This is a genomic window from Streptomyces sp. NPDC003036, assembly GCF_040611175.1.
In the GTDB taxonomy this organism is placed as follows: Bacteria; Actinomycetota; Actinomycetes; order Streptomycetales; family Streptomycetaceae; genus Streptomyces.
The window spans coordinates 108,059-132,783 of record NZ_JBEXNO010000009.1; the positions used below are offsets into that span (position 1 = coordinate 108,059).

Genomic DNA, 24,725 nt, shown 5'->3' on the forward strand with positions numbered 1-24,725 from the left:
AGGACCAGATCGGCTCGCACGGTCTGGTCCTCCTGACCTTCTCGGTACGCCTGCATCGGGCCGAACGCGCCGAGGAGTCTGAGTTCGTATCGGGTGGGCCAACCAGCTCCGTCAGGCCGGGCCGCGCTCTATCCGAGCAGCCCAAGGAAGCTCGGACGGCCAGCGCCGTGTTGTGGTGCCTGCTCGGGGGTCCGTACCAGCGCACACTGAAGGTGCTGGGGAGCTGGGCGCCTCTGACCTGGGCCAAGAGGCGTCCGGCTGGAGCTCGTCTACAACAGCGTCGCCCGCGGGCTGCGAGCGCTTAGTCACAGCGGGAGCGTTATGCCAAGTTCCTGCATCGCGGTGGAAGGCGGCCCACCTTCGGAGCGCTCGGTCTTGCGCCCTCTGCTTCCTACCGCGACGGTACGGGGGTCAACCGCCTCAGCAGGAGCACCCATCGCGTAGAGACCGTCGGGGGCGGAGTCGCGGTCGTGAGGTAGGAGCCAGAAGACGCGTCGGCGAAAGGTGCCGGAAGCTCGGGAGGCCTTGGCTTTTGGGCCGAGGATGGCGTAGCCAACCATGCGCCCATCACGGAAGTACGCCGGCTTGCCGCTGCGGGTGGGCAGCCGGTCGAGGCTCTGGCGGACGTAGTCGAGGCTGGTGATGTCCTCGAGCCAGACAAGCTCGGTTTCGTGTTTGATCTCGTCGTCGCTGATCAGGGCACTCATGCCATCTCCTCGTCGGCGAGCAGTCCGATACCAGGGTAGTACTTCCGCGAATTGGACAAGATCATTTCTCTTGGTGAGGAAAGTCCGGCCAGCTCGCGGGCGCGGGCGGCGAAGGCGCGGCTGGAGACTGGTGGGGCGCCCTCGCTCTGGCACCAGTTCTTGTAGGCCGTGTACAGGGTGGCCTGTTCGGTGCGGTAGTCCGGGCCAAGGACGCAGGTTTCGTCGAAGAAGCGCCCGGTGTGGTCTTCGGTCTCGGCGTACGCGTTGGTGGCGATGCGGACCTTGTCTGGGCCGGTGAGGTCTTTGTCCCCGCCGAGGTATCGGCGGGCTCCGTCGATGAGCCAGTTGAGGATGCCTGGGCCTTCTTCGGCGACGAGGATGTCTGCCAGGTTGTCGATTTTGCGTTCGTCGGAGACGGTCCGCTCGAATGGGATAAGTCGCATGCGCCGCCAGAACGCGAATCCGCCGGTGCCGACTTCCGGCCGGTGGTTACCCAGCAGCCACAGCTTGTGCGTGGGTTCGAAGGAGAAAAAGTCCTGCCGCATGCGGCGGGCCTTGATGCGGTCTCCACCGGTCAGGAGCTTGACGCGTGCCTCGTCGAACTTGTCGCCCGGCTTGACCTCGGAGCAGACGATGACGCGTCGGCCGTGAAGCTCGGCGAGGTCGGTCGGATGGCCCTCGTAGGGGCGGGCCATGAGGAAGCCCGGCGGGGCTGCGTCGGCGTAGTCGCCCAGCAGCTTCATCAGCACATCAAGGAGGACGGACTTGCCGTTCTTTCCAGCACCGAAGAGGAACGGCATGACCTGACCGCCGACGTCGCCCGTGATGGAGTACCCCAGCAGGAGCTGCAGGAAGTGGATCATCTCAGCGCCCTCGGTGTCCTCGCCGAAGGTGTCGGTGAGGAACCGGTTCCACCGCGGCGTTGGCATCGCGGAGGGGCCGGTGGTGGTGGAGCGGGAGTGGAAATCCTTGTTCGGGTCAGGGGTCCGTACCAAGCCGGTGTGTAGGTCGACGATCCCGGCTGGGGTGCACAGGGCGTAGGGGTCGGCGTCGAGCAGCGCTGCGTTCAGAACCATGCCGGGAGCCGACTTGGCCTGGGTGAGCATGGCGTTGATGCCCGAGGTGCTCAGGGCGCGCCTGCGGTGTTTCTTGAGGGCTTCGGCGGTGTAGAGGCCGCGGGGATCGGTCGTTGCGATGTGCTCGCCGAGATCGCCAGCGGCCCAGAGCACGGTGTCGTCTTCGTCCATCTGCCAGCGTGTGGTGTCCCAGCGGTACCAGCCCAGGCCCGGGACATGGCGGAAGTCTGACGCGTAGATGCGCACGAAGAGCTTGGCGTTGCCGCGGTCGGTGAGTGTGTCGGGAAGCAGCCCCTGGGCGGTAGCCGGGCCGTGAGCGGCGGAGGTTTCGCCTGCTGCCTGGGCGGGCACGGGGGCGATGGTCTTGGCGATGATCTGCTCGGCCAAGGCCTGGGGGTCGAAGTCGAACAGGACGTTGTCGCCACCGGTGGGGGTGTTCACGGGCGGCTCCCGGGATTGAGCGGGCGGCGGCCGCCGGCGTTCATGCCACTGCGGATGATCTGGAGAGCACGGCGTTCCTGGCCGGGGCGGGCCAGCGCGGCGGTGTCCAGCAGGGCACGTTCTGCGTCCTGCTCGTTGAGGTGTCCGGCGGCGACGAGGCCGCCTGCGGTATAGGCGGCTCGGTTGAGCTTGTCGGAGAAGCCCGCGCCTTCGGGGACCGTACGGCAGGCAGCGACCTCAGCCAGGACCGTGGCGAGGGCTCTGGTGGCGCCGTCCTTGCCGCCGCCGGCAGCTGCGACCGCTTGCTGGGCGCGAGGGGGCACGGGGCGGGGGGCGGGGATATGAGCGGCGGGCAGGTGGTTCGTGCGCTCAAGTTCCTTGGCGAGCCAGTGCGGCAGGGGGGCGGGCGTGCGGGCGGTGCCGACAGGCGTGTATGAACCGGTCGAGGTCCTGGTACCGGGGGCGACGATGTAGCCACCGTGCGCGCGGACGTCGACCTGCCAGGCAAGGCCGCGGACGCCGACCTGCCCGTCAAGAGCGCGCCCGGTGCCGGAGCCGGTGGAGCACTGCCAGCGGCGGGCGTCGGTGGCTCTGTACCAGATGTGGAGGCCTCCGGACGGCGTTCGCACGCGCAGGGTGCTGTCGTCGTCTGCGGGGCTGTGCTCCCCGCGCAATGCGGCCAGTACAGCCAGGGTGTGGAAGCCGGTGGTCATCGCCGAGACGTCGATGTCGTCGGCGATCGGAATCCCGGGAAGAAGCCGGTCTCGCTGCGGCGGAAGGGATGCGTGCGCGTCGACATCGATAACGACCAGGTTCGCCGGGCCGCACGAGACACCCACCCCCATCTGCGGTCGACTCCCCCACCACTGGTTGATGCGGGACTGGTCCAGCGTGGCGGCATGAAAGCCATGACACCAGCGCCCTGCCGCTCGGCAGGTGCAGGTCTCCCGCTTGTGGCCGCGCTCCTGGCACGCGTCGCAGTTTGAGGCTGGCGTCTTCCTGCCGGGCGCCAGAGGGTGGACGGGCCAGCCGAGGCTGGCGCACCAGCGGGCGATGGCCAACGGCTCAGCGACCGAAGCGCCAGGCGCTGCTGGTTCTGAGTAGCTGCGGGAAACCTGCAGGTCAGCAGGCATACGGTTCCCCCATCAGCGACTGAAGCGACTCAACGACGGACACAGCCTAGCGAAAACGTCCGTTCGGCGGATCAACCTCCTCCGTGGCGGCGTGCCGGTCACGGAACAGCGACTGAAGACGAGGAGCAGCGACTCAGCGAACGTCGGGGTAGGCGTCCGGTCGCTGATGAAGTCGCAGGTCAAAGCCCTGGGAAGAGAAGAACAGCGACTGAAGCGACTGAAGCTTCCTATATATAACGCGCACACGCGCATGCATTACAGCTCATATACCCGGACCTTGAGTCGCTTCAGTCGCTGTTCTCCTGGAATACCTGTCTGACCTGCGGTTTTTCGGAGCGACTGAAGTACTCACCGGTCGCTGTTGTTCAGTCGCTGTCCAGAGCGTGGCAACGACGTCCAGCTACTCAAGCGACCGAAGCGACTCAACCTCACTGCCTGCCGTACGTTCACGCCGACGAGACTGCAGGAGCAGGTCTCGCAGCTGCCCCGGTGATTGGTCTGGTACTCCAGTCCGGGAGGCGAGCAGTCAGCTGGTACTCCTGCGGGCGGACTCGTTCTCGCGGCCGAGTTCATCGCAGCCCACGTTTGGTGACGCGGCTGCGGAGCTCTTGGAGCGACCGAAGAGCATGGCGTGCCCTTCGCGGTCAGAGCGGGAGACCTTAAGGCAGCCCGCGCAGTCCCCGGGCTGGCACGTTCTACGACGTGCTCGAGCAGATCCTCGCCCAGCACCAGGCGCTCACCGCGGGCCAGGACGGCCTCGCCGAGCCTGAGGAGGCCATTGTTGGCTGCAACTTCCCTGTCACAGGACTTCCGTGGGCGCGGCAGTCGCGGACGTCGCGTAGCGGCGGGCGGCGAGCCCGCCGGTCGCGGGTCTCGCCGATCGCGATACACAGCGTGGCGAGGACGTCGGCGGCCGCCGTGCCGGATAGGTACGCCGGGGCCGCATCAGCTCGCCGACCAAGTGGGCGCTGGCGGCGAGGTTTCGGCGACGGCGCGCAGGGCGGCGAGGGTCGGGGCCGTCTGCGATCGGCGGGTGGCGGCGGCGGGGCGGGGCAGACGTTGGGGACGGCCTGGCGGAGCACCGCGCGCACCGTGGCCGCGTCGAGGGCCTGGAGGCCGTTGTGGGCGAGCGCGGCGAGCCGGCGGGTGATCAGCTCCGCGACGTCGTCGCTGCGGCTGGAGACGGCGATCAGGGCGCGCTGGGACAGGCTGTAGTCGGGCGTGGCAGCGGCGGCCGGGCCGGTGTCTCGCGTGCGAGACGTCTCGGTGCCGACGGCGACGGCGCCGTGGATCGCGGCCAGGGCGCGGGCGACGTCGCGGAGCCGGTACGCCAGCGCGCGGCTGATGCACTCCGTCGGGCAGTACGACTCCCAGCTTGGGTGTCCGAGGGGAAGCCAGACGCGGGCGGCGTGTACTTCACGGCCCCGGGCGGCGAGCACCTCCACGGAGCGCCGGACGTCGTCCGCCCAACGTCATCCATCGCCTCGCGCAGCCCGGCCGTCATCTCCCGGGCGCGGGCCACGGTGAGCGGCGGCCGCGCCGGTTCGACGCCGTGCTCCTGGTTCCTCGTGCTCGCCCACGACTCCATCGTCCTCCGGGCTGGCGGGCCCGGCCAGGGCGTGGGCGGGCGGCGCAGTCGGCTTGGAGGACCTGGCGGCGCAGGGCCCGCAGCAGGGCCAGGGCGTCCTGGTTGTCCGCGTTGGTGAAGGCGTGGATCGCGAGCAGGAGGGATCCGCCGATTCGTTTGGCGGTGACGAGGTCGTCGCCGACGAGGGCGGTCTGGTGGTGCAGGGAGTCGGTCAGGAGGAAGACGAAGCGCGCCATGGGATCGCCGTTGAGCTCCGCGACACGCTGGCCGTCTCGTCGTGCGTCATGGTCGCCTCGATGCCGAACGCGGCGAGCAGGATGCGGTGGAGCGTGTGCTTCCCGTACGCGGCGAGTAGGGCCGCCAGCGGGCGCTCGTGAGCGCCGCCCGCCAGGGCCTCGAGGGCGCCGTCGTTGTTCTGGACGACGGCCTCCAGCGCGGCCAGGGCCCGGAGATGGTCATCGTTGGTCAGCTCGTCATCCATGGCCCGCAGGCTAGGCCGCCGTCTGCGAGACGCGTCGGCGTTCGATGCGAAACCACCCACACCGGTACGGCCGCGAGCTCCACGTCACAGCCTCACACCCTTACAGCTCACCCCGTCTACCTGCGGAAACGGGCTGTGAGGCTCATAGCCGACGCGTCGCCGGGGAGGTCGGGGCGTGGTGGTCGGGGTCCGGGGATCAGGGGGCGTGGGCCGCCGGGCATCAGTCCGCGTTTGCGCAGGACCTGGGCCCGTGCGCGGCATCGGGTGGTGGAGAACTTCCGAGGGCGGCGGGTGGTCTCGGGCAGGGGCTGGAGGCAGACCGGGCAGCAGCCGGGAGCGGCGACGGGCCAGGCGCTTAAGCAGCCGCCGGACGTGGTCGACCTCTTCCTGGGTGGTGAAGTAGGGGGCGTCAGCGTGGCCGTGGCAGCCGGGCCGTCGGCCTGGACCAGCGGGCCCGCGCGGCACTTGGCCCGGCCCCTGCCGCCGAGGAGACCGACCGGGCCCTGCCCGCTGCTGGCATAGATGAGGCCGTCGGCCGGGAGGAGCTGCTCGCCTCCTGGTTGCGGCCCTTGCGCCGCCAGCATCGGCTGCTGCTGGGGGGGGGGGCGGGACGGCTGGCGAGCATGACGTGATCCGTTCAGGCCGCGAGGCCGACGGGGCGCAGCCAGGCGTCGGTGGGTTCGGCCGGCCCGAGGACCGGGGTGAAGATCGGCTCGAAGGGGCCGCGGTGCTGGAGCTGGCCAAGTGTGGTGACGCCTGCGCGCAGCCCGGTGCTGGTGAGGGCGGGGTCGTTGGCAGCGAGGCTGCGCAGGTCGGCGATGCGCCGGGCCAGGCGGGTGTCGGAGGCGCCGGTGAGGACCATCAGCAGGCGAGGGAAGGCTGGGTAGCGGTAGCGCCAGGCTGGGGTGGTCGTGGTGCGACGGCCTGCTTTGGCGCCGCGGCCAGCGGGCTGCTGCGGGGTGTAGGTGTGGTAGGCGGCGTAGGCGTGGAGCTTCTGCGCGAGGCGGGCGATGGTCATCTGGGTACGGTCGACCTCGATGAAGAAGGTGAGCAGGGTGCGTTGGCGGGCGGCGGTGTCGGTGTGGACGTAGTTGAGGACGGCGTCGGGGACGAGGCTGAGGTCTTCGCCGGGGCGGGCGTCGTCGCGGTAGTAGTGGGCAGTCTCGGGTGACCAGTCGAGTGGGCCGCACTCGTGGCCCAGGCGCCGGGCCCACTCGACGAACGCCAGGCCGGTGTCGATGGTGGCGAGGGTGTGCTCCTGCAGCGGTCCGAGGGCGGCTTCGGGGCTCATCCGGTACGGGCGTTGAGGAAGAAAGCCGACCGATTCAACGGCGCCCGCGCCCTTTTCGGTGAGCCACCACAGCAGTTCAACCTGCCCCGTCACGCGTCGGCCGACAGTCTCGGCGAGGCCGGCTTCGCGCAGCGTGTGGAGCTGGCGGCGCAGGTACTCGGTGCGGGTGTGATGCGGGGTGATGAGCCGGTGCAGCTGCCGGGTGGAGACCAGGCGGTGCTGGTAGAGGACCTGGGCGGCCTGCTGGGCGATCTGCCCCAGACCGGTCGGGCCGGTGTGCGGGTACGGCATCGCGGTGCTCCCTGGTTCAGTCGATGAGGGTGGTGGGGTCGCCAGTGCCGGGCAGGGCGGGGCGGCGGCCGGTGTGGTGGGCGAGCACGACGGCGTCCAGGTCCTCGAGACTGGCGAGGATCTCGGCGACTGGTCGGCGCTGGAGGTTGGAGTCGATCGCCTTGTCCAGGACGGGCACGCCGGCAGGGTTGTCGTAGTGCGCGAACAGCTCCTCGACCGGCAGGCCGCGCACGCGGAACGGCTTGGTCGGGGTGCCGTTGAGGTTGATTGACATGACGTAGTGGTACTTCGGCAGCTCGGTGATGGTCTCCGGGGTGACGTGACCGTTCCAGCGACGGGCGACGAAGGCGGCCTCGTCAAAGTCGGCCGCGCACGTGGAGAGCAGGGATTGGTTCTGCAGCAGCGACTGCCGGGTGATCGCGGAGAGGCGGAGCGCCATCTGTGTCATGCCGATGAACCGCACCTCGTACTTGCGCAGCTGCTCAGCGATCGCGGCGAGGAATCCCTTGGAGGAGGAGTCCAGGGCGGTGAGCTCGTCGCCCCAGGCCCAGAACGTCCTGCGCTGCTGGCGCGGGGTGTCCTGGCGGGAGAGGCCGGCGCGGTGCAGGTCGTGGATGAGCAGGCAGGAGACCAGGGCGTCGGCTTCGGAGCCGGACGGGCAGACGAAGACGACGCGGCTGGTGTCCATCGCCGTGCGGATATCGTACGCCGAGCGGGGGCTGCCGAAGAAGGCCTGCAGCGCCGGGGAGGTGTCGAGCCGGTCGATGGCGTAGGTGACCGTCGGCACTGCGTCCGCGGCGAGCTTCGGGAAGGTCTTCTCCCAGTAGTCGCGCACCCGTTGCGGCAGCTGCGGCAGCAGCTGCTCACGCCACTCCTCGTCCGTCAGCCAGCTCCGCAGCTGGAACAGGGTGCACTGGGCGCCCGGCTCGCCGGCTTGGACGGCTTGGTGGTTCAGCAGGGCCAGCGCCTGGGTGGCGCGGGCGAGGATGGTGCGGGCGCGCGGGGCGTTGTCGCCCCAGTCCTGGGCTGCGGCGATGCCCTCGGTGACGGATCGGACGACGTCCTTCACGGCGCTGAGGGGGCGGCCTTCCATGGACAGCGGATTCCAGGACGCGACCAGCTGGTCGGGCTCGGAGCATGCGAGGTTGATCTCCCAGACCCGGGGGGCGATGTGGGGGTGGGCCAGGTACGGCTTCGCCCGGACCCAGCCTTCGCCGTGCGGGTCGAGGAACCAGGTGCCGTAGCCGGAGTGGGCCATGGCAATGCACTGCACCAGCGCGGCCTCGGTCTTGCCGTGGCCGGACTTGCCCAGTTGCAGGCCGAAGAGCAGATCCTTCACCCGGGCGGCCCCGATGCGTTCGCGGCCGTCGGGGTAGGTGACGGCGCCGAGCGGCACCAGGTCCGGCTGGCCGGTGTAGACGGGCAGGTCCGACGGCGCTGGCGGAACCAGGCCGCCGGAGCGCACCACACTGGAGGCCCGGCACTTCACCGTCGGCGGCTTGAGGAAACCGGCCAGCTCCGGGACGGTCAGCCACTGGCGCTTGCGGGGGGCGAACTCGCCCGTGTCGAAGCGCCGGTCAAAGTGCGCGATCCGCCAGCTGGTGCGGGGCTGGCGCGGTTTGAGGTAGTTCTCGCCGGAGGTCGCGGCGAACGCGGCCAGCAGCTGGTTCATGCGGGCCAGAGCGGCCTGCGGGTGCGGCGCCTCGGTGCGCAGCAGCAACTGCACGGCGAACACCGCGCCGGCCGAGGGCTCGAATTTCCCGACGCCGTCCCGCAGGTCCGTCATGCGGGGCAGCCGCTCGCCGCGGTCGCCGCCGGCGGTCTTGCCGCCGGACCAGGCCGCGGCGAACGAACCCCACGCCCCTCCCCCGCCGAGCGTTCCGGTCAGGCGCTCGCCGTAGGCGGAGGGCCCGCGGCGCCTGGATTGCGCGAGCAGCCGGCGGCGGCGCCGGGCGAGCTGCCGTTCACGGACGGGGACCAGGTCCAGGACGACGTCGGCGCGCTCACTGGCCTCGGTGCGTACCGAGGCCATCGCGGCGGCGAGCTGCTGGAGCGGGTCGGGGGTGAGACTGAGGGAGGCCAGCGGCTTGCGGTCGGGCAGGGCCAGGGTCAGCTCGACGCGCTGCACGTAGCGGCGGGCCGGCGGCCGCGGGATCCCGGTGGGTTTGGCGAGGTCGATGGTGGCGGTCATTTCGCCCCCTCGCGCGGCGCGGAGAAGCGGACCGGCTGGATGTCCTTCTGGGCGCGGTGAGCGCGCACTTCCACCTCGGCGAACCCCGGCATGGCCAGGACGGCGGCGCCGGTGGCCGGGCCCTCGAGGTAGCAGCGCATCGTGCCGCCCTCGGCGCTGTAGCGCAGCCGCGCTGCCGAGCCGCGGGCGGGGACACCGTCGGCGGAGTGGTGGATGCGGCCCAGCTGGCGCGCCCAGCGGCCGACCTCACCCTCGCTCGGGTCGAATGTGGAGGTGGGAACGACTTCCACGGTGACCCTGTCGGCGAGGGCGGCGCGTACGAGCCGGGCACGCCGCAGGGCCCACCAAATCCACAGGGCCAGAGCGGCCGGGGAGGCGGCCGCCAGGTAGGGGGCGGCGGCGGTGGCCCAGGTGCCGGCATCGGTGAGGATGTCGGCCCCCGACAGGTCGGGGATGTTCATGCCGCCCGCCGGGTGGCTGTCTGGAGCGCGGGGGTGTCCTGCACGGTGGCCTCCTGATAGGTGTGGGGAGAACTCCCTTCACCTGGACCAAGTCAGGCCGCACAGCCGATTCAGACATCAACCGCCAGGTTTTGCAATCCCTTTACATTTGGGCGCAACCCTCTGGCCGTACCTGTCCGGTCTCAAGCAATCGAGTCGTTGTCTTTGCGAACCGAGCCGCTCGGGCTTCAGCCTCGTTCCTGTGCGGCGGGGCCGAGACGCCGGCCTCGGTTGCGGTTCCCGAACGGACGGGCGTCGTGGACGGCGATGAATTCCGCGATAAGGGCTGCCTCGAAGGTGGCGGGGTCCAGGTTCGGGGTCTCCCGCCAGGCCACTAGGAGGGCGTCCGCGTCCGCGAGTTGCCACACGTACCGGCCGCCCCAGTGTCCGACGGCCTCGCCCGCTCCGAACCGGCGGAACTCGTCCAACCGTTTGCGCAAGCCCCGCCGCCCGTTGCCGCCTGCCGATGCCTTGCCGACGTAAACCACTTCGGCGCCCTCCACCCAGGCATCCTGCAACGTTGCCACGTCCACGGACGGGTCTCGGTCCTTGAAGTGCCCGGCGGGACTGACGGCACGGAATCCGGGCTTCCCTCTTTCGGCGCGCACTACCACGTACACGCCGTCTGTCGGCGGCACGTCACTCTCTGGCAAAGCCGCGAACCGAACGAATCCCTTGAACCCGCGTTCTGCGAGCGCGGTGCGCGTGAGCTGCGTTTCGGCATCCATGCCGAGAATCGTGCACCGCGGCTCCGGCATCGTGTGCGCCGACGGCGAAGTCAGTCGGCGGCAAGGCCCTTGACCTACGACGCCAATCGGCTGCCTTCGATGAGCCAGCGTCTGCGCTGGATGAGACCGAACAATACCGACGTCTGCTCGTCGGTACGCCTGTGCCCCCGACCAGAGGCGAAGGACCGGGGGCACGAGCGGAGCGGGTCGCTGAGAAACGATCACCGGGTTGGTGAACCCGCCGCGGGACACGTTGCCGGCGGGTGGTTACTCGTTGGTCGGCTCCCCGCGCAGTGCTTTCCGGACCTGCTCGCCGCTCAGCCCGACGGCCTGCGTGATGGCGTCTCGGTCAACGCCCCGCGCGTATGCGGCGCGCATGGCGGCGTTCCGGCGAGCGACATGTGCTTGGCGACGGGTTTTGCCGGCGACGGTGTACTGGAGAACGCGTGCCCACCACAGAAGGGCGCGGCCGGTCCAGAGCGTGATGGGGCGGGGTGCAGGTGCGGGCGGGTTGGCCAACGGTCCCCCTCGTGATCGACATAGGTGTCGGTACGACGGTGACGGGCGGCCCATAGCGCGGACAAGGGAGCGATCTGGCCGTGATCAGCGGGACGCGAGGGCCGTCGAACGGCTCATGACGGCACATGAGGTGCACGTCGCCCTCATGCGTTCCGCTGACGGTGGCTGACGGACGCGGTCGTTAGCGGACCTCAGTCCTGGATCGTCACGCAGGGCCGGCCTGAACGCCCTTCGACCTGCAGGCAGATGCGCGTCTTGTGGGGGAAGCTCTTGTTGAGCTTCCAATCCCACATCGTCAGCTTGGTCATCCCTGCCTCTGCGAGTTTGCCGTCCTTCCACCCGGTCAGGTTGTAGCGGCTGCCGTTGGGTCGGATGACGAACAGGCGCGCCTCGTGCGTGGTGTGGCCGTCAACGTACCCGCCGGCTGACTTCACGTGCAGTCCTGAGCCGCGGACATCCACGTGCACTCCACGGTCCGACTTGCTGTGATCGGCGTGTACAGCGGTCGGGGTGGCAAGCAACATGGTGACGGCTGCCGCCACGATCCCCGTTGCACGAGCTGAGCGTCGCATAAGGCCTCCACATGATCGTCACGTCATCAGGAGCAACGTGCGGATGCGGCGGAGGGCACGAGAAAGGCATCGGGGGTCACCCGGACGTGGCCACGACGCCGTTACACGACCCGCCGGACAGCGAGGATCTTGCCGTGGTTGGAGAGCTTGGCCACCTCCACGACACGGCCCGGCCTCGGTGCATGCACGACCAGGCCGTCGCCGATGAACATGGCGACGTGCTCCGGGCGGGAGGCACTGCCGACGGTGAAGACGAGGTCGCCTGGCTGCAGGGCGTTGGCCGGTACCGGCCGCCCGTCGTTGATCTGGGTGTAGGTGGTCCGTGTGATTTCGATGCCGGCGACGCCGTACGCGCGCTGCATCAGGGAGGAGCAGTCGCACCGGTCGCGGGGGTTGGGGCCGTGGGGGTTGGTGCAGGTACCGCCCCACTGGTACGGCGTGCCGAGCTGGCCGAGGGCCCAGCGGATGGCGTTGCGGGCAGGTTCGGGGGCGGTCAGGGGGATCTGGTAGCCCTGGGGCAGGGTGCCGGCGGGGATGTCGCCGTAGTCGGTTCCGGCCTCGGTGACACAGCCGATGGCGAAGCCGCCGGTGAACGGCGGGGTGCCTGCAGGGCCTGCGGCCGCGCCGCCCAGCGTCGGTGCGATGGCCTGCTGCAGCGCGGTGGCCAGCGGCTCGTGCTTGGCGTAGGCGTCGGGGTAGCCGGACTTCTGCACCTTCTGCGCAGCGACCGTGAGCGGCATGTGCTCCCAGTCCTTCACCGACGTCAGCGCCTTGTAGAACTTCGTGGACGCGTAGACGGGGTCCAGGATCTGCTCGCGGGTGCCCCACCCTTGGGAGGGCCGCTGCTGGAACAGCCCGATGCTGTCGCGGTCGCCGTGGGGAAGGTTGCGCAGACCGGACTCCTGCAGCGCGGTGGCGAGCGCGATGACCTGCCCGCGGGCCGGGATCCGCATCTGCACGCCCGTCGCCACGATCACCTTGGCGTTCGGTATCTGCTCCTTCGGTGTGGGCAGTCCGGACACTTTCACATCGCCGGTGCTGCTGGCCAGCGCCGCTTTGACCTGCTGGGCGACCTGTGCTGTGTCCACGTCCATGCCGGCGTCGCCACCCGGGGTGCACTGCGCCCGGACGGACGCGGCCTCGGCTTCGCTCTGGCCGAGGGCAGCGACGTGCGCGGCAATCGCCCCGATGAGGACGATCACCAGCACGAGCAAGCTCACGCCGCCGACCAGCCACTTCTTGCCCTTCTTCGTCACGAGGAACTCCGCGGAGGCCTGCGCCGACGAGCCAGCTCCCGCTGTTCACGATCCGAAAGCCAGGCCTCGAAACCACCCGCTCCGCGGGAGGCGCGGCTGGGCGGTGTGGCCGCGCGCTGGCTGCGGCGCTGTATGGCTCGCTGGGCCTGGATGTGCCGGCGGGAGCGGCCGGGCTGCGCGGCCGTGGGCTGACTGCCGCCTGCCGGAGGCGCGGTCGAAGTCCCGGCGGGTGCGGTACGCGCGCGCGTCCGTGTGCTGGGACCGGAAGGTGGCGGTGAGCCGGCCGGGCGGGGGGAACGGACCGAAGGCGGCCGCACGGGTCGCTGCCCAGGCTGCGCAGGCGGGCCGCCCTGCGAGCCGTTCGGCTGCTGGCCCTGCCGCGCTGGCGGCACAGGGGCGGGGGCCCCCTGCTGCCCCCCAGGGCCCGGCTGGTTGCGAGGGCGGCCGGCAGGTCGTGCTCGGTGCGGCCCTCCTCGACGGCCGCCGCTTTGGAGGCGAGACATCAAGGCAGTGGTGCCGATGGTCTGCGGCATGGCGTAGCCGATGGCGGCGAGCGGGTTGCCCTGGGCCACCGCGACGCTGGCCATGGTGCCGCGAACGAGACCGCGGGCGGCCATGCCGACGATGTGGCGCTGCTTGGGGACCGTCGCGGTTGCTGGAGGCGTGAAGACGGAGCCGTGGGTGCCGCCGACGCGGGCGTTGGACATCTTGGCGCGGAAGTTGGCCGCGACCTGCTTGGAGCGGGCGGCGAGCTTCTTGCGCTTCAGGATGGCGCCGATGCACACGATGTCGACGACGAGGAACCGCAAGGTGAGCTCGCGGCCCCAATCGGCCTGTACCGGGTCCAGGACGGACTGGATGATCAGGATCAGTACGGCGAGGCCGATGACAGAGGCGAGCATCTGGCCCAGGCGGTGCAGGACGGAGGCGGCCCAGTCCCACAGAAACGCGCGGCCGGCGCCGGGGATCGTACCTGCGATCAGGGCGGGTTCTCCTCGCACGGCCTCCCAGGCGATGCCGCACTGTGCGACCAGGAAGCTGCCGGCGAGCGCGGTGATCAGGATGGTGACGATGAGGGCTGCGACCAGGAGGAAGAAGCCGCCGCCGAGCTTGTCGTACGAGGCCTTCTTCGCTGCGGCAGCGTCGCCGGGGACACACTTTTTCTCGAAGCTCTCCATGGGAAGAGCCCCGAAATGATCCAGTGCCCAGTCCGTTGCGTAGTCCACAGTCCAGTTCAGGCCGCTGGAAATCACGGTGGAGCGGCTGCCGTCCGGGCCGAGGGTGAGCCAGTCGGCATACCGGCTGTACTTCTTCAGCTGGTCGGTGCGGGCGTGGACAGCGCGGTCGAAGACGAGCTGGTCGAGCCGTGCGTCGGCGTAGGCGGCGGCGCATTCGCCTTCGAAGACGCGGCCGTACTGCAGGAGCATGGCGGGCTTGACGATGAACGCGTCGGTGAGTGCGTCGGTGAGCGGGCGGGACAGGCTGCTGCCGGTGGCCGGGGTGGTGACGCCGTCGTTCTGCTCCGGGGTGGCCGGGTTGGCGTCCAGGATGACGTCGGCGACCTCCAGGGCCAGGCCGCGGGTGACAGCGATGGCGCCGGTCTCCTCCCCCAGCAACGTCTGCGGCGGGGAGGTGAGGAGTGTGACGGTGAGCGCGGCCAGGAGGAGTGAGAGGGCGGCATCGCCCCAGCCGCGGGCCTTGTCGCCGAAGAAAATCCGCGCGACACAGATCAGGGCGCACACGGCAAGGAACAGCGTGGGCAGACCCATCTCCAGGATGACCCGGGTGTGCAGGGAGTTGGCGACCGACAGCACGGGGACGAGCAGCAGTTTGGCCAGACCAAAGGACAGCGACCAGGCAATGAGCCAGCAGCAGAACGCGATCAGCCACTTCGTGATCGTGAAGCACAGTTCGGTGAGCAGGTTCTGGATGCCCAGGTCCCAGTCGAGCAGGCCCCCGGTGTCGGACTTGACGGTGTAGACGCTGATCGGCAGCCCGTTGGCGTCCGTCACGTTGAACACGCCGAGGACGCCGCCCTCGTCTGGCAGCAGCTTGCGCAGCCGCTCCTTCTCCGCTTCGAGCATCGCTGCCTGGGCGGACTTGTTCAGCCGCTCACCCTGCTCCTTGAGTAGCTGCTCGATCTCCTCCATCTCCTCCGGCGTGGGCGTGCGCTGTCCCGGAGCGGCCGGCGGGCTGGGGGCTGGGCTGGGCTCCGCGTGCGCGGGCAGGGAGGTCAGCAAGGTGAGGGTGGTAGCGGCGATCGCCGCGAGGAGCAGCGCCAGCCGCAGCCGTGCGGGGCCCAGGTGCCGTAGCTGTGTCCGCCAGTTGAGGATCGCGGTCATGCCGCTGCCCGGTAGTCGCTGGGCGTGGTGTGGATGACGCGCATGACGGCCGGGTCCAGTGGGATCAGGACCTTCATCAGGCCGATCCGGCCGGCCAGATCGCGGTAGAGGCACTCACCAGCGCGGGCGAGCTTTTCCTCCTCGGGCAGGTCCAGCGGGGACAGGCCGGAGGTGACCAGGTCCAGCAGCTCGGCGTCGGTGGCATCCACGCCGAGGAACTCCAGCCCCCGGGAGGCCAGGGAGCGGGTGGTCTGGCGGAACAGGAGCCGGTGCGGGATCAGGCCGCGGATGATGGCGCCCTTCTCCGAGTAGGCTGGCCCGATGTCGTCCGGGTCGTGGGATCCGACGTACGCGGCCGCGTTGTGCTTACGGCCATCGCGCATGAGCTCCAGCAGCAGCTCCAAACCCTCGTCGCTGGAGGTGAGCCACCAGCACTCGTCGAAGACGGCTACGCCGAACTCGTTCTTGTGCCGCATGACCGTCTCGCGCGCTACGGCGGCGATCAGGTACATCAGCGCCCGTCCCAGAACCTTCTCGAACTCCAGGCGTTCGATGCGGTGGTCGGAGGCGAGCTCGCTCTTCTTCGGCAGGGCAAGAGCGTTGACCAGGAAGACCACGGAGTCTGCGCGGGCGGTGTCGACGATGGGCAGGGTGTCATCGAAGACGACCGCGGCGAGGTCCTTGCGGGCGACGGCCTTGAGCTTGCGGGCCAGGTTGCGGGCCGGCACGTCGTGCTCACCGCGGCGGGTGAGCTCGTCCACCAGCGCGCGCATGGACGGCTCGGGGCGCTCCAGGACGGCCTGGACAGCCTCGGAGAGGGCGACGCCTTCCAGGTCCATCGGCTTCACGCCGAGCAGCAGGGTCAGGAAGGACTCGCAGAAGCGGGCCGCGACCTTGGGGCTGTCGCCGACGTACAGGCGCAACGGGTCGAGGGAAACTTCGGCGCTCTGGTCGATGCGGATGACCTGGGTGGTGCCGGGGCAGGCCTGGGCGAACCTTGCCCATTCCTCTTCCTTCGTACGGTCGACGATGACCGCGCGGCCGCGCGAGCCGGGCTTACCGGGCTGGTGGCCGCGGGCCAGGACGTTATAGACGGCCGACTTCAGGCCCACCGACTTCCCCGCGCCGAGCTCGCCGATGAACGCCATCGACGCGGACGCGTTCTCACGGGGCCCGCGGGCCGGGTCGACCATGACCGGTCGGGCACCGCCGGAGGCGAGCTGCAGGCCGAGCAGGCCGCCGCGCTCGTCGCCGAGCTGGGATCCGCACCACGGCATGGCCATCGCGAAGTCCCGGGCGAGCAGGTACTGCGCGTAGCCGGTCAGCACTCGGGGGGTGCGGCAGCCGGGGAGCATGGCGTGCCACAGCGCGGTCTGCTCCCCCACCGGCCGGCTGAAGGTGTAGTCGGTGGCACCGAAATCGGAGGCGAGTGCCGCCGCACGGTTCTGGGCGTCGTCGGCAGTGGTGCCCCAGACGGCGAGGGTCACCATGGCGCGGATCTCGACCTCGCGGGCCGAAGCGGTGAGCCGGTCGCGGAACTCGTCGTTGTCGGCTTCGTTCTTCGCCAGCGCGGCCGGCGGGCCGGCCGGGTCGCCCTGGTACTCCGCGGCCTGTGCCTTCAGATGGCGGGCGCGCTTGCGGGTCTTGGCCTCGGCCTTGGCGCCGGGGGTAATGACCAGGCGGGCGGTCCAGTCGACCGGGTAGGCCAGATCGTCCAGCTGCTGCAGATAGGCAGCTCCCGGCAGGGCGAAGGCCTCCGGCATCTCAGACAGGGCGAGCAGCGCCTGGTAGGAGTCGCCCCATTCGGAGGAGACCTGCACGAAGCGCCGCTCGAACGGGTTGCCCGGCAGTGACCGGCGGCCGTAGAAGTCGGCGCCGCCCTCGGCGAGCAGGACCTCCCCCAGCGCGGCGACGGTGCGGCCGCGGCCGCGTACGGCCGGCTCGGTGCCGTCGGGGAGAAATGGCTCGGCCAGGCCGCGCCGGGCGCTGTGCCCGTAGATCCACAGGATCTCCGCCTCGGTCGCCGGGCGCATCGCCACACCCGTGGGCCACGCCGCGTGCATCCGCGCCGCCTGTTCGGTGCGCCGCTTGATCTCGTCGGCGGTGATGGGGGCGGGCATCAGCCCGAGCTGCAGCGCGACTTCGGCTTTGGCTGCGGAGAACGCGGCAAGGGCGGCGTCCTTGCGGGAGGTCGGGGGCAGTGGGACGGCGAGCCAGTCGGTACGGCCGGTCAGCTCCATGGTCTCGAGTTGGTCCAGGACCGCGTGGCCGAGCCGCTCGTAGCGCGGTGAGCGCTTCAGGTCGACGTCGGCCACCATCGCGCGTACGACGGCAATGGGGTCGACCTGCGGGCACAGCGACAGCAGCATCGGCTCGCCTGTCAGCGACTTGAACAGCGACTCGAGCGCCTTAAGTCGGCGCTTCTTCGCCGTCGCCGGCGCGTGGGAGTAGTTGGCGGCGGCAACGCGCCAAATCGCCCAGGTGGTGCCGTGGGTGGTGAAGATCAGGTTGTTGGCGACGTGCCGGATCGGCAGGCGCATCTCACTCCTCCTTCTCGGCGGATGCGGCGCGGCGGGCCAGCAGGGCCTGCACTCCGGACGCCACGGGGGCGCCAGCAGCGGCATCGGTAGCGGGTACGGCCGGCAGGGCAGGCCGGACAGCAGGGCCGTCGGCGGCGAGCACCGGCCGCACCTCGGTGGCGGCAGGGGCGGGGTGCTCGCCCGAGGGGGCGGCAAGGGTGATGCGGACATCGCCGCGTGCCGGGCGGGCCGGGCGAAAGGGCCGGCCATGCATACGGCCCCACCTGGGGCCGGTCAGCATCGTCATGACACTCAGCAGCGCGGCGGCCGGGTTGCGTCCGTCGATGTGCAGGTGCCGCAGCATGAAGGCGGCCGCGAACGGCAGGCAGATCAGCAGACCTGCGTCCATCAGCCCATGTCCGCCCCACACCCCGCGGGTGAGGATCAGCACTACGAACGTCGCCACGATCGCGGCGAGCTGGGTGAGCGTGTACGGGCCGCCCGGGAGGCGGATCCCGCGGCCGCCGTTGACGTCACGGATGACCCCATGGACCAGCGGGGCGCGGCGCGCCTTGGTGTAGCAGCGGCCGATCAGCTCGCCATCGGCCTCGGCGGCGTCGATCACGTGCGTGGTCACTGGTCGCCCCCCGGCACGGTGAGCTGGCCGCCGCCTCCGCCGTCGTACTGGGTGATGTCCTCAGCCGTCTTGTCCTTGAGGGCGTCCATGTTCGCGGCGCCGCCCCATACGATCGCCGCGAGGATGACGGCCATGATGGTCGGCCCGGGGGCTTTCGTCTTGAAGCCGATGACGAGAACGAAGAGGCCGCACAGGGCGGGAATTCCGACGTTGAAGATCAGGTCCTTGATGTCGTTGCCGAGACCGGTGCCGGTCTGGATCCAGCCGGCCGCGAAGGTAACGGTGTCGTGCACAGGTCTTCTCCTTGTCAGAGCGTGGGGTTGAAGGGCGACCGCAGCGCGGGCATGTCGGCGTTGATGACGCCGTAACGGCCGCCGACTTGGGCGGCAGCGGTCATCGGGACGGCCTGCGCAGGCGCACGGCCACCGTGATGCCGACTGCCACCGGCACGAGCAGCAGCGCCCGTCCCGGAGTGATCCCGGCGTGGTCACCCGTCGCAGGCTGGGCTGCCGGTGTGCCGCTCAGGCAGTAGTCGCGGGCGGCGCCCGCGATCAGGCCGCAGGCGTCGCTCCCCTCGGCGCGCGACGGGGCCTGCGCGCGGGAGGGGTGGCTGGCGGCGAAGGCGTGTCCGGTGTCGGGCCACCAGGTGTCCGGCACGCCGGTGAAGGCCAGGAGCAGGGTGCCGAGGGCGGCGGCCCAGACGGCGGACCAGGCAAGGGCGCCTGTCACGCGCTGGGCCAGGGGGCGGGCGAAGGTGTGGCTCACGGCTGGCTCCCCTGGGTGGCGGTTCGGTCGGCGGGCTGGGTGGTGGCGGGGGCGGGTGCGGGCGGTGCGCCGCCACCGGGGACGGCAGGCGTTGCCGGAGCCCCGGCAGCGGGGGTGGGGGCGCCGTCGAGGCTGGCGATCTCCCACCGGCCGGCCCGGGCCTTGAGCGTGAGGGCGTAGGTGAGCGGGACGCGGACCTCGTCGTGGCCGGTGGCGCGCGCCGCGACCAGCAGCCGGAGCGTGGTGCCGTCGCCGGGCACCGTCGTCACCGGCTCGGTTCCCTTCTCGCCCTCGATGGCGAGGGTGTCGACGGCGACCCCGGTGTACGGAGCGGGAGCGATCGCGCTGAGCTTCGTGCCGGGAGCGAGGTAGCGGTCAAGCTCGCCTGAGCCGGTGAGGTAGGCGCTGAGGAACTCGGTGACGGCTTGCGTGCGCGGATCGGTCGGCAGGGCTGGCCGCATCGGCCCGTAGATGAGGGCCGGTGCCCTGATCTGTTCCGGGGCCGCGACTTCGGCCGGCATGGCGAGGGCGGTGTAGCCGTTCGCGCCGCTGGCCGTGGGGGCGGTGGCGACCGGCACCTGGAAGTACCGCACGGCGGACGCCGTCTTGGTGTCGTCCTTGTCCTCCTGGTGGGGCGGCCTGGCCGAGGCCTTGGTGTCGGTGATGCGTGCGGCCACCGTGACTGCCCAGACGCCGGGGGCGGTCTGCCGCAGTCGCACGACGGTCAGCTGCTCGACGCGCCGACGGCCCGAGTCGCCTTCCAGCCGCAGCCCGGTGGCGTCCGGGTAGTAGGCGGCGAGCTTCGCCTGGTCGTCCTCCCCCGCCTCGATGAAGGCGGCGGCGAAGAGCTGAGCGAAGCCGGCCGCGCCCTGCGCTCCGGTCGCGGCCGGGGCGGTGGCGGCCGGCCTCTTCTGGGACGGGCCGGCTTGCGCCGGTGCCGACAGGTACGCGGCCGTTCCCAGCAGAGGCCCGAGGATGAGCAGCCCCCAGGCCGCCCAGCGGATCGCGACGGACAGGTTCGCCTGGGCGCCCGTCGACCAGCCGGCCACGTCCTGCGGGCCCTCGTCGATGTCCCAGTCCAGCGAGTCGCCCTGGTCGCGGCGGGCGGCATCTTCCTGGGGAGGGCGGCGGGTCCATACGCTTTTCATGCCGCACCGCCGATGGGCAGGAGGCTGTGGCCGGCCAGTTCGGCGACGCGGCGGCGCAGTTCGGCCTCGGGGCGTTGCTGCAGCACGTGCAGGGAGGCGAGGACGTCGGCGGCGTCGTCGGTGAGGAAGGCCCGCAGGCGGTCGTGGGTGCGGGTGTCGAAGGGCTGGCAGACCAGGGCGGCGCCCAGCTGGATGAGCAGTCGATGGGCGCGGGTGACGCGCTCCTCGTCGGCGTCCAGGGGCGCCTTGGTCGTCTGGGACATGGAGATCTCCTTCTCGAGCAGCGAGCGGACGATGGCCGGGGGGAGAGCCGGGGTCATGCGGCGCACCTCAGCTGGAGGGCGACTGTTGTCAGGCGGGCCACAGCGCGCGAGCGGCGCCGCTGCCAGGCACCCGCGGTGGTGCCGACGCGGGCTGCGGCCTCGGCGTCCGGGATGGCGGACGTGTAGTGCCAGGCGATGGCGCGGCCGTCCACGGGTGAGAGGGCGCCAGCGTCCATCGCGTCCAGCACCAGCTCGAGCAGCTCCAACCGGGCGCTGGTCGCCTCGGCCTCGCCGAGCGGACCGGCGGGGGCGAGGCCGGCGGCCACGGCAGCGGTGCGGATCGCTCCTGCCGCTGCCGCCTCGTCCGGGCCCGGAGTGCGGTCGGGCAGGTTCTCGGCGACGGCCAGGTCATCGCCACAGACCTCGCGGTCTGCGGCGAGCTCGGCGCAGACGTAACGCAGCGTGTCCAGGGTCAGGTTCGCGGCGGGCCGGCCGGGCCGCGTGTGGATACGGCCGGAGCGCGCTACCTCGAAGAGAGCGGCCACCGTCGTATGGCCGATGTCGTCGAAGGAGCGGCCACCGAAGGAGCGGACCTGGCCGCGAGTCAAGCGGACGGCGGCCGGCAGCATCGCCTGGACGACGACGCGGGCGGCCAGGATGGCCGATCGGTCACGGCCAGCTGCGCGTCGCAGCAGGGCACGCAGCACCGTGTCGGTCAGCTCGTCGCTCAGGTGACCGTCACCGGGCCGGAGCGCGGCAAGCAGGTGGGCTGGGCCGAGGGTGCGCAGCCAGGAATCGGTCACCCCGTCGGTCTCGGCGGCGACGGCATCGGCCAGCCGATCGGTCACCAGCCAGTCGGCCACGGCGGCCTGGACATCAGCGTCGGCGCACAGCGCCGCCCACTCCGCGTCCAGGCGGTAGAAGATCCCGCCGGCGGTGTGGGCGGGGCGTGGTACGTCGAGCACGGCACGTCTCCTCTCGGATCTCGTGCCGAACTCTCCTCACACCGGCTTGCCCGAAGGCTTGCCCAACCCCCTAAAAGAGCAGGTGACAGGCTTGCCCGGATACGGGGCAAGCCTCCGGTGACCGATTGGGCAAGCCTGCCGGGTGGTTGGGCAAGCCTCAATGACCGGGCCCTGCAACTGCGGGCAAGCCTGCCGAGGAGGTGGGCAAGACTGCCCCTGCGGGAACGGGAGCAGCGGGCGGAAGGCGTGGACCGGCCACGGCGACGTCGTGGCCGACGGCCGGCGGAATGGTCATGACCGATGGCCGACGAGGGCGGAACCGGTCATCGGTCACGGGCCCGGCCGGATCGGCCACGGGGACATCGGCCATCGGTCATCGGTCATCGGTCATCGGTCAGGGCAGTCAACCGCCCTAGACCGTCACGGGGGCTCACCGAACATGGCGGTGGCCGACAACCGGGACCCGGTCATCGGCCACCGCGCTCCGGGGCGTTCGGTCAGGTCCGCACGGACCGCAGGTGCGCACGCCCCTGCTGCCGTCGCTGCTCGGCCAGATACTCGGACGCGGCAATCACGCGCCGCTGTCCTGTCTTCGGGGACGCCCCCAGGCGGCGGGCTACCTCGGCGCCCGAGAGCTTCTGCCCAGCCTCCTCGGCCTCGGCAAGCCACCCAGCGACGGTCACAATCTGTTGCTGAACGGGGTCCAGGTCAGGCTCGTCGGCCTGCTGCTCGGGCAGCCGCGCGGTCGCCGCTCCGGTGTCGGTGACGGTGGACTCCCACACGGCGTGCCCGCCGGCGGCATGCTCTGCGGTCCGGGCCGCGGGCACGCCCCGGGATGTCTGCTGCGGCACTCCCCCGTCGGCCCCGAGCTCGCCGACCACGGAAGCTGTCGGCACCGGCAGCGGCTGACGGACGGACCGCTCGGCATCCACCGGCACGGTCGGCCCGGTGTGGGTCACCGGGGTGGACGGCTCGAAGAAGGGGTGCGGCGCACTGACGGCCGGGCGGTCAGCGGCCTGCACCGGGCCGGGAGAGACGCCGGTCTGACCGGCCGCACCGGTCTCCGTGTTGTCGGGTGCCTCGGCCACTGCGGGCTGGTCATCGGTCACCACCTTTTCGATGGCTGGGCGGCCATCGAGGAGTTCCCGTGGCGTGGCCGACGGTCCAGCCTCCGGCCGGCCAGTGTCGGGCGTGCGGCCTTCAGGCCCGGCGACTTCGACCTGACCGTCTTCAAGTGCTCGCCGGCGCTCACCGGCTACCGGTTCGGCTGCCGCCGCGTCGGCGCGCTCCACCGTCCCGGCGGTGCTCAGGTCCAGGCCGGCCTCCTTCAGGAGGTGCGGCGCGGTCTGGGCGAGCGGCACACCGTACCGGGCGAGACGCAGCGGCATCAGGGACTCCACCGGCGCCTTGCGGCGCCAGCGGCGTCCGTACCGCGCCTCCAGCTGGGCCTCGTAGACCAGGCGGTGCTGCTCTAGCTTCACCGCTTGTTCGTAGGAGCGGATCTCCCACAGCTTCATCCGGCGCCAGAGCAGGAAGGTCGGCAGAGGGGAGAGCAGCCAGCGGGTGAGCCGGACGCCTTCCATGTGCTTGTCGGCGGTGATGTCGGCGATCCGGCCGACCGCATGGCGGGCGGCTTCGACCGCCACCACGAACAGCACGGGGATGACGGCGTGCATGCCGACACCCAGCGGGTCCGGCCACGCGGCGGCGCCGTTGAACGCGATCGTGGCCGCAGTCAGCAGCCAGGCCGTCTGCCGCAGCAGCGGAAACGGGATGCGCAGCCAAGTAAGCAGAAGGTCGAGTGCCAGCAGGACGCAGATGCCGGCGTCGATGCCGATGGGGAAGACGAGGGAGAAGTCGCCGAAGCCCTTCTGGACGGCGAGCTCGCGGACGGCCGCGTACGAGCCTGCAAACCCGATTGCGGCGATGATGACCGCGCCAGCGACGACGACTCCGATGAGGATCCGGTGCGTTCGCGTGAGCAGGACTGGTGACTTTCCCTTGGTCATCCTCCGCCCCTCCTGCATCTGCATCAACTTGTTCACACTCTCACGATGGGTCACCCGTGTTACTCGTTCGACGAAGTACGTCGCGGATCGTCAGCGAATAGTGATCACTGGGTGGGGTGGATCGGGTAGGCGGCGTGGCAGCAGGAGCACCTTGATGGGGCCGGTGCTCAGGAGCCATGGCGTTGCGCCTCGACTGGGGGCGAGTTTTACCGCGTAAAAGTCAGGGTTCGGCCGCCTGATGCTGACCGCACTGCGGGCAGACTTTTACGCGGTAAAAACTGCGTGGCCTTCAGAGGGTGTCGAGGAGGCCTCGGGCAATCTTCTGTACTGCGTCGGCTGGACAGCGCTCCAAGATGAAAGCGATGACGGCATCGGGGTTCGCCCAATCGACCGGGGCATCAGGCCTGTCAGGGGCCGGCGACTCGACGCGAGGTTCGGGAACGCTCTGCTGCGCCGTTGGCGCTGCAGAGCTCGGTCCCCTCTCAAGTGGGGGCAACGTTTCCATGGGAACCGCTGCAGCCGGGGAGCGCTGAGGCTGATCCTTTTTGGCGGCAGCGGCGGCGCGGCCCCTTACGGGCTTCGGCTTCCGGGCCTGTTCAGCTTCGCGCTCCGCCATCTTGGCTTCGACGAAGGCCGTCTGCTCCTCACGGGGGAGTGTGCCCGCCTTACGCGCGATCGCGATGGGCACCTCTCTAGCTGCGACGCGCTCCTGGATCGGCTCGGGCAGTTTGAGGAGCGCACGCCGGGTGGAGATCCATGAGTCGTTGACCGCCCCGCCCAGCACCGTTACGACTGCGGCAGCGCTGCCGTGGAATGCCACCAGCGCTTCGATGGCCTCGGCTTCCTCGATCGGGGTCAGGTCCTTGCGGAAGTGGTTTGCGCTGAGGGCTGCCGCGAGAAGGTCTTCTCGGGTTCCTGCCGACGAGTCGTCAACTGTGATCCGCAGGTCGATGCCAGCCTTGCGCGCTGCCCTGAGTCGGCAGTGGCCGTCGATGACGACGTACTCGTGGTCAGCGGGAACTGCGTCCTGGTGCTCAGGGTGCGCAACCAGGAACGCCAGGCGAGTCATGACGGTAGCCGTCTGGATCTGCCCGACTTCCCGCATATTCCGAGCCAGGCTGTCCAGATACTCCTCATCGAACTCCCGGCGCGGGTTCTCCGGGTTCTCGGCGACGAGGTCAGGCGAAACGGAAGCCGGGGGAGCGCCCACTACAGAGTCGATGATCTGTCCGCGCGTGCTACGAGGTGCTCGGGCGGAGCCGAATGCAGCGCTGGGTCCGGTGCGTTCGGCCGCAGTCTTTCG

Annotated in this window: 22 protein-coding genes; all 22 read right to left on the reverse strand. The window is 70.5% G+C overall.

All coding sequences use genetic code 11. From position 1 onward, the window contains the following. Window positions 1–305 precede the first annotated feature (305 nt). Window positions 306–707, reverse strand: a complete 402-nt coding sequence (locus ABZX67_RS09240; RefSeq protein WP_355356506.1) for a DUF6009 family protein — start codon at window positions 705–707, stop codon at window positions 306–308. Continuing rightward, complete coding sequence (locus ABZX67_RS09245; protein ID WP_355356508.1) at window positions 704–2,224, reverse strand: phage/plasmid primase, P4 family; 1,521 nt, start codon at window positions 2,222–2,224, stop codon at window positions 704–706. Before ABZX67_RS09245 ends, ABZX67_RS09240 begins: the two co-directional genes overlap by 4 nt. After that, window positions 2,221–3,357 (reverse strand): bifunctional DNA primase/polymerase, encoded by a 1,137-nt coding sequence (locus ABZX67_RS09250; protein WP_355356510.1) that lies wholly within the window; start codon window positions 3,355–3,357, stop codon window positions 2,221–2,223. Before ABZX67_RS09250 ends, ABZX67_RS09245 begins: the two co-directional genes overlap by 4 nt. A 695-nt stretch (window positions 3,358–4,052) precedes the next feature. After that, window positions 4,053–4,802, reverse strand: coding sequence for a hypothetical protein (locus tag ABZX67_RS09255; RefSeq protein ID WP_355356512.1), 750 nt, complete (start codon window positions 4,800–4,802; stop codon window positions 4,053–4,055). A gap of 55 nt (window positions 4,803–4,857) precedes the next feature. Further along, window positions 4,858–5,181: a hypothetical protein gene (locus tag ABZX67_RS09260; RefSeq protein ID WP_355356514.1), complete on the reverse strand. Its 324-nt coding sequence runs from the start codon at window positions 5,179–5,181 to the stop codon at window positions 4,858–4,860. After that, on the reverse strand, window positions 5,157–5,426 hold the full coding sequence (locus ABZX67_RS09265) for a hypothetical protein (RefSeq protein WP_355356516.1): 270 nt from the start codon (window positions 5,424–5,426) through the stop codon (window positions 5,157–5,159). Before ABZX67_RS09265 ends, ABZX67_RS09260 begins: the two co-directional genes overlap by 25 nt. A 637-nt stretch (window positions 5,427–6,063) precedes the next feature. After that, window positions 6,064–7,008 carry a replication-relaxation family protein gene (locus tag ABZX67_RS09270; RefSeq protein ID WP_355356518.1) on the reverse strand — a complete coding sequence of 315 codons (945 nt, stop codon included), beginning with the start codon at window positions 7,006–7,008 and terminating at the stop codon, window positions 6,064–6,066. Between the two features lie 16 nt (window positions 7,009–7,024). Continuing rightward, complete coding sequence (locus tag ABZX67_RS09275; RefSeq protein ID WP_355356520.1) at window positions 7,025–9,199, reverse strand: ATP/GTP-binding protein; 2,175 nt, start codon at window positions 9,197–9,199, stop codon at window positions 7,025–7,027. After that, window positions 9,196–9,660 (reverse strand): hypothetical protein, encoded by a 465-nt coding sequence (locus tag ABZX67_RS09280; RefSeq protein ID WP_355356522.1) that lies wholly within the window; start codon window positions 9,658–9,660, stop codon window positions 9,196–9,198. Before ABZX67_RS09280 ends, ABZX67_RS09275 begins: the two co-directional genes overlap by 4 nt. Before the next feature lie 227 nt (window positions 9,661–9,887). After that, complete coding sequence (locus ABZX67_RS09285) at window positions 9,888–10,427, reverse strand: hypothetical protein (protein ID WP_355356524.1); 540 nt, start codon at window positions 10,425–10,427, stop codon at window positions 9,888–9,890. A 710-nt stretch (window positions 10,428–11,137) separates the two neighbouring features. Beyond that, the gene (locus ABZX67_RS09290; RefSeq protein ID WP_355356526.1) at window positions 11,138–11,488 is read right to left on the reverse strand and encodes a hypothetical protein; all 351 of its coding nucleotides are present in this window, start codon (window positions 11,486–11,488) and stop codon (window positions 11,138–11,140) included. A 131-nt stretch (window positions 11,489–11,619) separates the two neighbouring features. Next, complete coding sequence (locus ABZX67_RS09295) at window positions 11,620–12,774, reverse strand: C40 family peptidase (protein WP_355356528.1); 1,155 nt, start codon at window positions 12,772–12,774, stop codon at window positions 11,620–11,622. Beyond that, window positions 12,771–15,116, reverse strand: coding sequence for a hypothetical protein (locus ABZX67_RS09300; RefSeq protein WP_355356530.1), 2,346 nt, complete (start codon window positions 15,114–15,116; stop codon window positions 12,771–12,773). The genes ABZX67_RS09295 and ABZX67_RS09300 overlap by 4 nt, the downstream gene beginning before the upstream one ends. Continuing rightward, the gene (locus ABZX67_RS09305; RefSeq protein ID WP_355356532.1) at window positions 15,113–17,656 is read right to left on the reverse strand and encodes an ATP-binding protein; all 2,544 of its coding nucleotides are present in this window, start codon (window positions 17,654–17,656) and stop codon (window positions 15,113–15,115) included. The genes ABZX67_RS09300 and ABZX67_RS09305 overlap by 4 nt, the downstream gene beginning before the upstream one ends. Window position 17,657: 1 nt before the next feature. After that, window positions 17,658–18,272: a hypothetical protein gene (locus ABZX67_RS09310; protein WP_355356534.1), complete on the reverse strand. Its 615-nt coding sequence runs from the start codon at window positions 18,270–18,272 to the stop codon at window positions 17,658–17,660. Continuing rightward, window positions 18,269–18,565, reverse strand: a complete 297-nt coding sequence (locus ABZX67_RS09315; RefSeq protein WP_355356536.1) for a hypothetical protein — start codon at window positions 18,563–18,565, stop codon at window positions 18,269–18,271. Before ABZX67_RS09315 ends, ABZX67_RS09310 begins: the two co-directional genes overlap by 4 nt. A 100-nt stretch (window positions 18,566–18,665) precedes the next feature. Continuing rightward, window positions 18,666–19,037, reverse strand: coding sequence for a hypothetical protein (locus ABZX67_RS09320; protein ID WP_355356538.1), 372 nt, complete (start codon window positions 19,035–19,037; stop codon window positions 18,666–18,668). Further along, a complete protein-coding gene (locus ABZX67_RS09325) occupies window positions 19,034–20,185 on the reverse strand; it encodes a conjugal transfer protein (RefSeq protein ID WP_355356540.1) in 1,152 nt (383 codons plus the stop codon). Before ABZX67_RS09325 ends, ABZX67_RS09320 begins: the two co-directional genes overlap by 4 nt. Next, window positions 20,182–20,505 (reverse strand): hypothetical protein, encoded by a 324-nt coding sequence (locus ABZX67_RS09330; RefSeq protein ID WP_355356542.1) that lies wholly within the window; start codon window positions 20,503–20,505, stop codon window positions 20,182–20,184. Before ABZX67_RS09330 ends, ABZX67_RS09325 begins: the two co-directional genes overlap by 4 nt. Continuing rightward, window positions 20,502–21,413 (reverse strand): hypothetical protein, encoded by a 912-nt coding sequence (locus ABZX67_RS09335; RefSeq protein WP_355356544.1) that lies wholly within the window; start codon window positions 21,411–21,413, stop codon window positions 20,502–20,504. Before ABZX67_RS09335 ends, ABZX67_RS09330 begins: the two co-directional genes overlap by 4 nt. A gap of 497 nt (window positions 21,414–21,910) precedes the next feature. After that, the gene (locus tag ABZX67_RS09340) at window positions 21,911–23,422 is read right to left on the reverse strand and encodes a DUF2637 domain-containing protein (RefSeq protein WP_355356672.1); all 1,512 of its coding nucleotides are present in this window, start codon (window positions 23,420–23,422) and stop codon (window positions 21,911–21,913) included. A 289-nt stretch (window positions 23,423–23,711) separates the two neighbouring features. Then, the gene (locus ABZX67_RS09345; protein WP_355356546.1) at window positions 23,712–24,632 is read right to left on the reverse strand and encodes a ParB/RepB/Spo0J family partition protein; all 921 of its coding nucleotides are present in this window, start codon (window positions 24,630–24,632) and stop codon (window positions 23,712–23,714) included. Window positions 24,633–24,725: the final 93 nt, after the last annotated feature.

What these genes read in the sequence shown, in the direction of transcription:
- ABZX67_RS09240 (WP_355356506.1), bottom strand. Translation starts at nt 707, where the DNA reads ATGAGTGCCCTGATCAGCGACGACGAGATCAAACACGAAACCGAGCTT.
- ABZX67_RS09250 (WP_355356510.1), bottom strand. Translation starts at nt 3,357, where the DNA reads ATGCCTGCTGACCTGCAGGTTTCCCGCAGCTACTCAGAACCAGCAGCG.
- ABZX67_RS09260 (WP_355356514.1), bottom strand. Translation starts at nt 5,181, where the DNA reads ATGGCGCGCTTCGTCTTCCTCCTGACCGACTCCCTGCACCACCAGACC.
- ABZX67_RS09265 (WP_355356516.1), bottom strand. Translation starts at nt 5,426, where the DNA reads ATGGATGACGAGCTGACCAACGATGACCATCTCCGGGCCCTGGCCGCG.
- ABZX67_RS09270 (WP_355356518.1), bottom strand. Translation starts at nt 7,008, where the DNA reads ATGCCGTACCCGCACACCGGCCCGACCGGTCTGGGGCAGATCGCCCAG.
- ABZX67_RS09275 (WP_355356520.1), bottom strand. Translation starts at nt 9,199, where the DNA reads ATGACCGCCACCATCGACCTCGCCAAACCCACCGGGATCCCGCGGCCG.
- ABZX67_RS09280 (WP_355356522.1), bottom strand. Translation starts at nt 9,660, where the DNA reads ATGAACATCCCCGACCTGTCGGGGGCCGACATCCTCACCGATGCCGGC.
- ABZX67_RS09285 (WP_355356524.1), bottom strand. Translation starts at nt 10,427, where the DNA reads ATGGATGCCGAAACGCAGCTCACGCGCACCGCGCTCGCAGAACGCGGG.
- ABZX67_RS09300 (WP_355356530.1), bottom strand. Translation starts at nt 15,116, where the DNA reads ATGACCGCGATCCTCAACTGGCGGACACAGCTACGGCACCTGGGCCCC.
- ABZX67_RS09305 (WP_355356532.1), bottom strand. Translation starts at nt 17,656, where the DNA reads ATGCGCCTGCCGATCCGGCACGTCGCCAACAACCTGATCTTCACCACC.
- ABZX67_RS09325 (WP_355356540.1), bottom strand. Translation starts at nt 20,185, where the DNA reads ATGAAAAGCGTATGGACCCGCCGCCCTCCCCAGGAAGATGCCGCCCGC.
- ABZX67_RS09330 (WP_355356542.1), bottom strand. Translation starts at nt 20,505, where the DNA reads ATGACCCCGGCTCTCCCCCCGGCCATCGTCCGCTCGCTGCTCGAGAAG.
- ABZX67_RS09340 (WP_355356672.1), bottom strand. Translation starts at nt 23,422, where the DNA reads ATGACCAAGGGAAAGTCACCAGTCCTGCTCACGCGAACGCACCGGATC.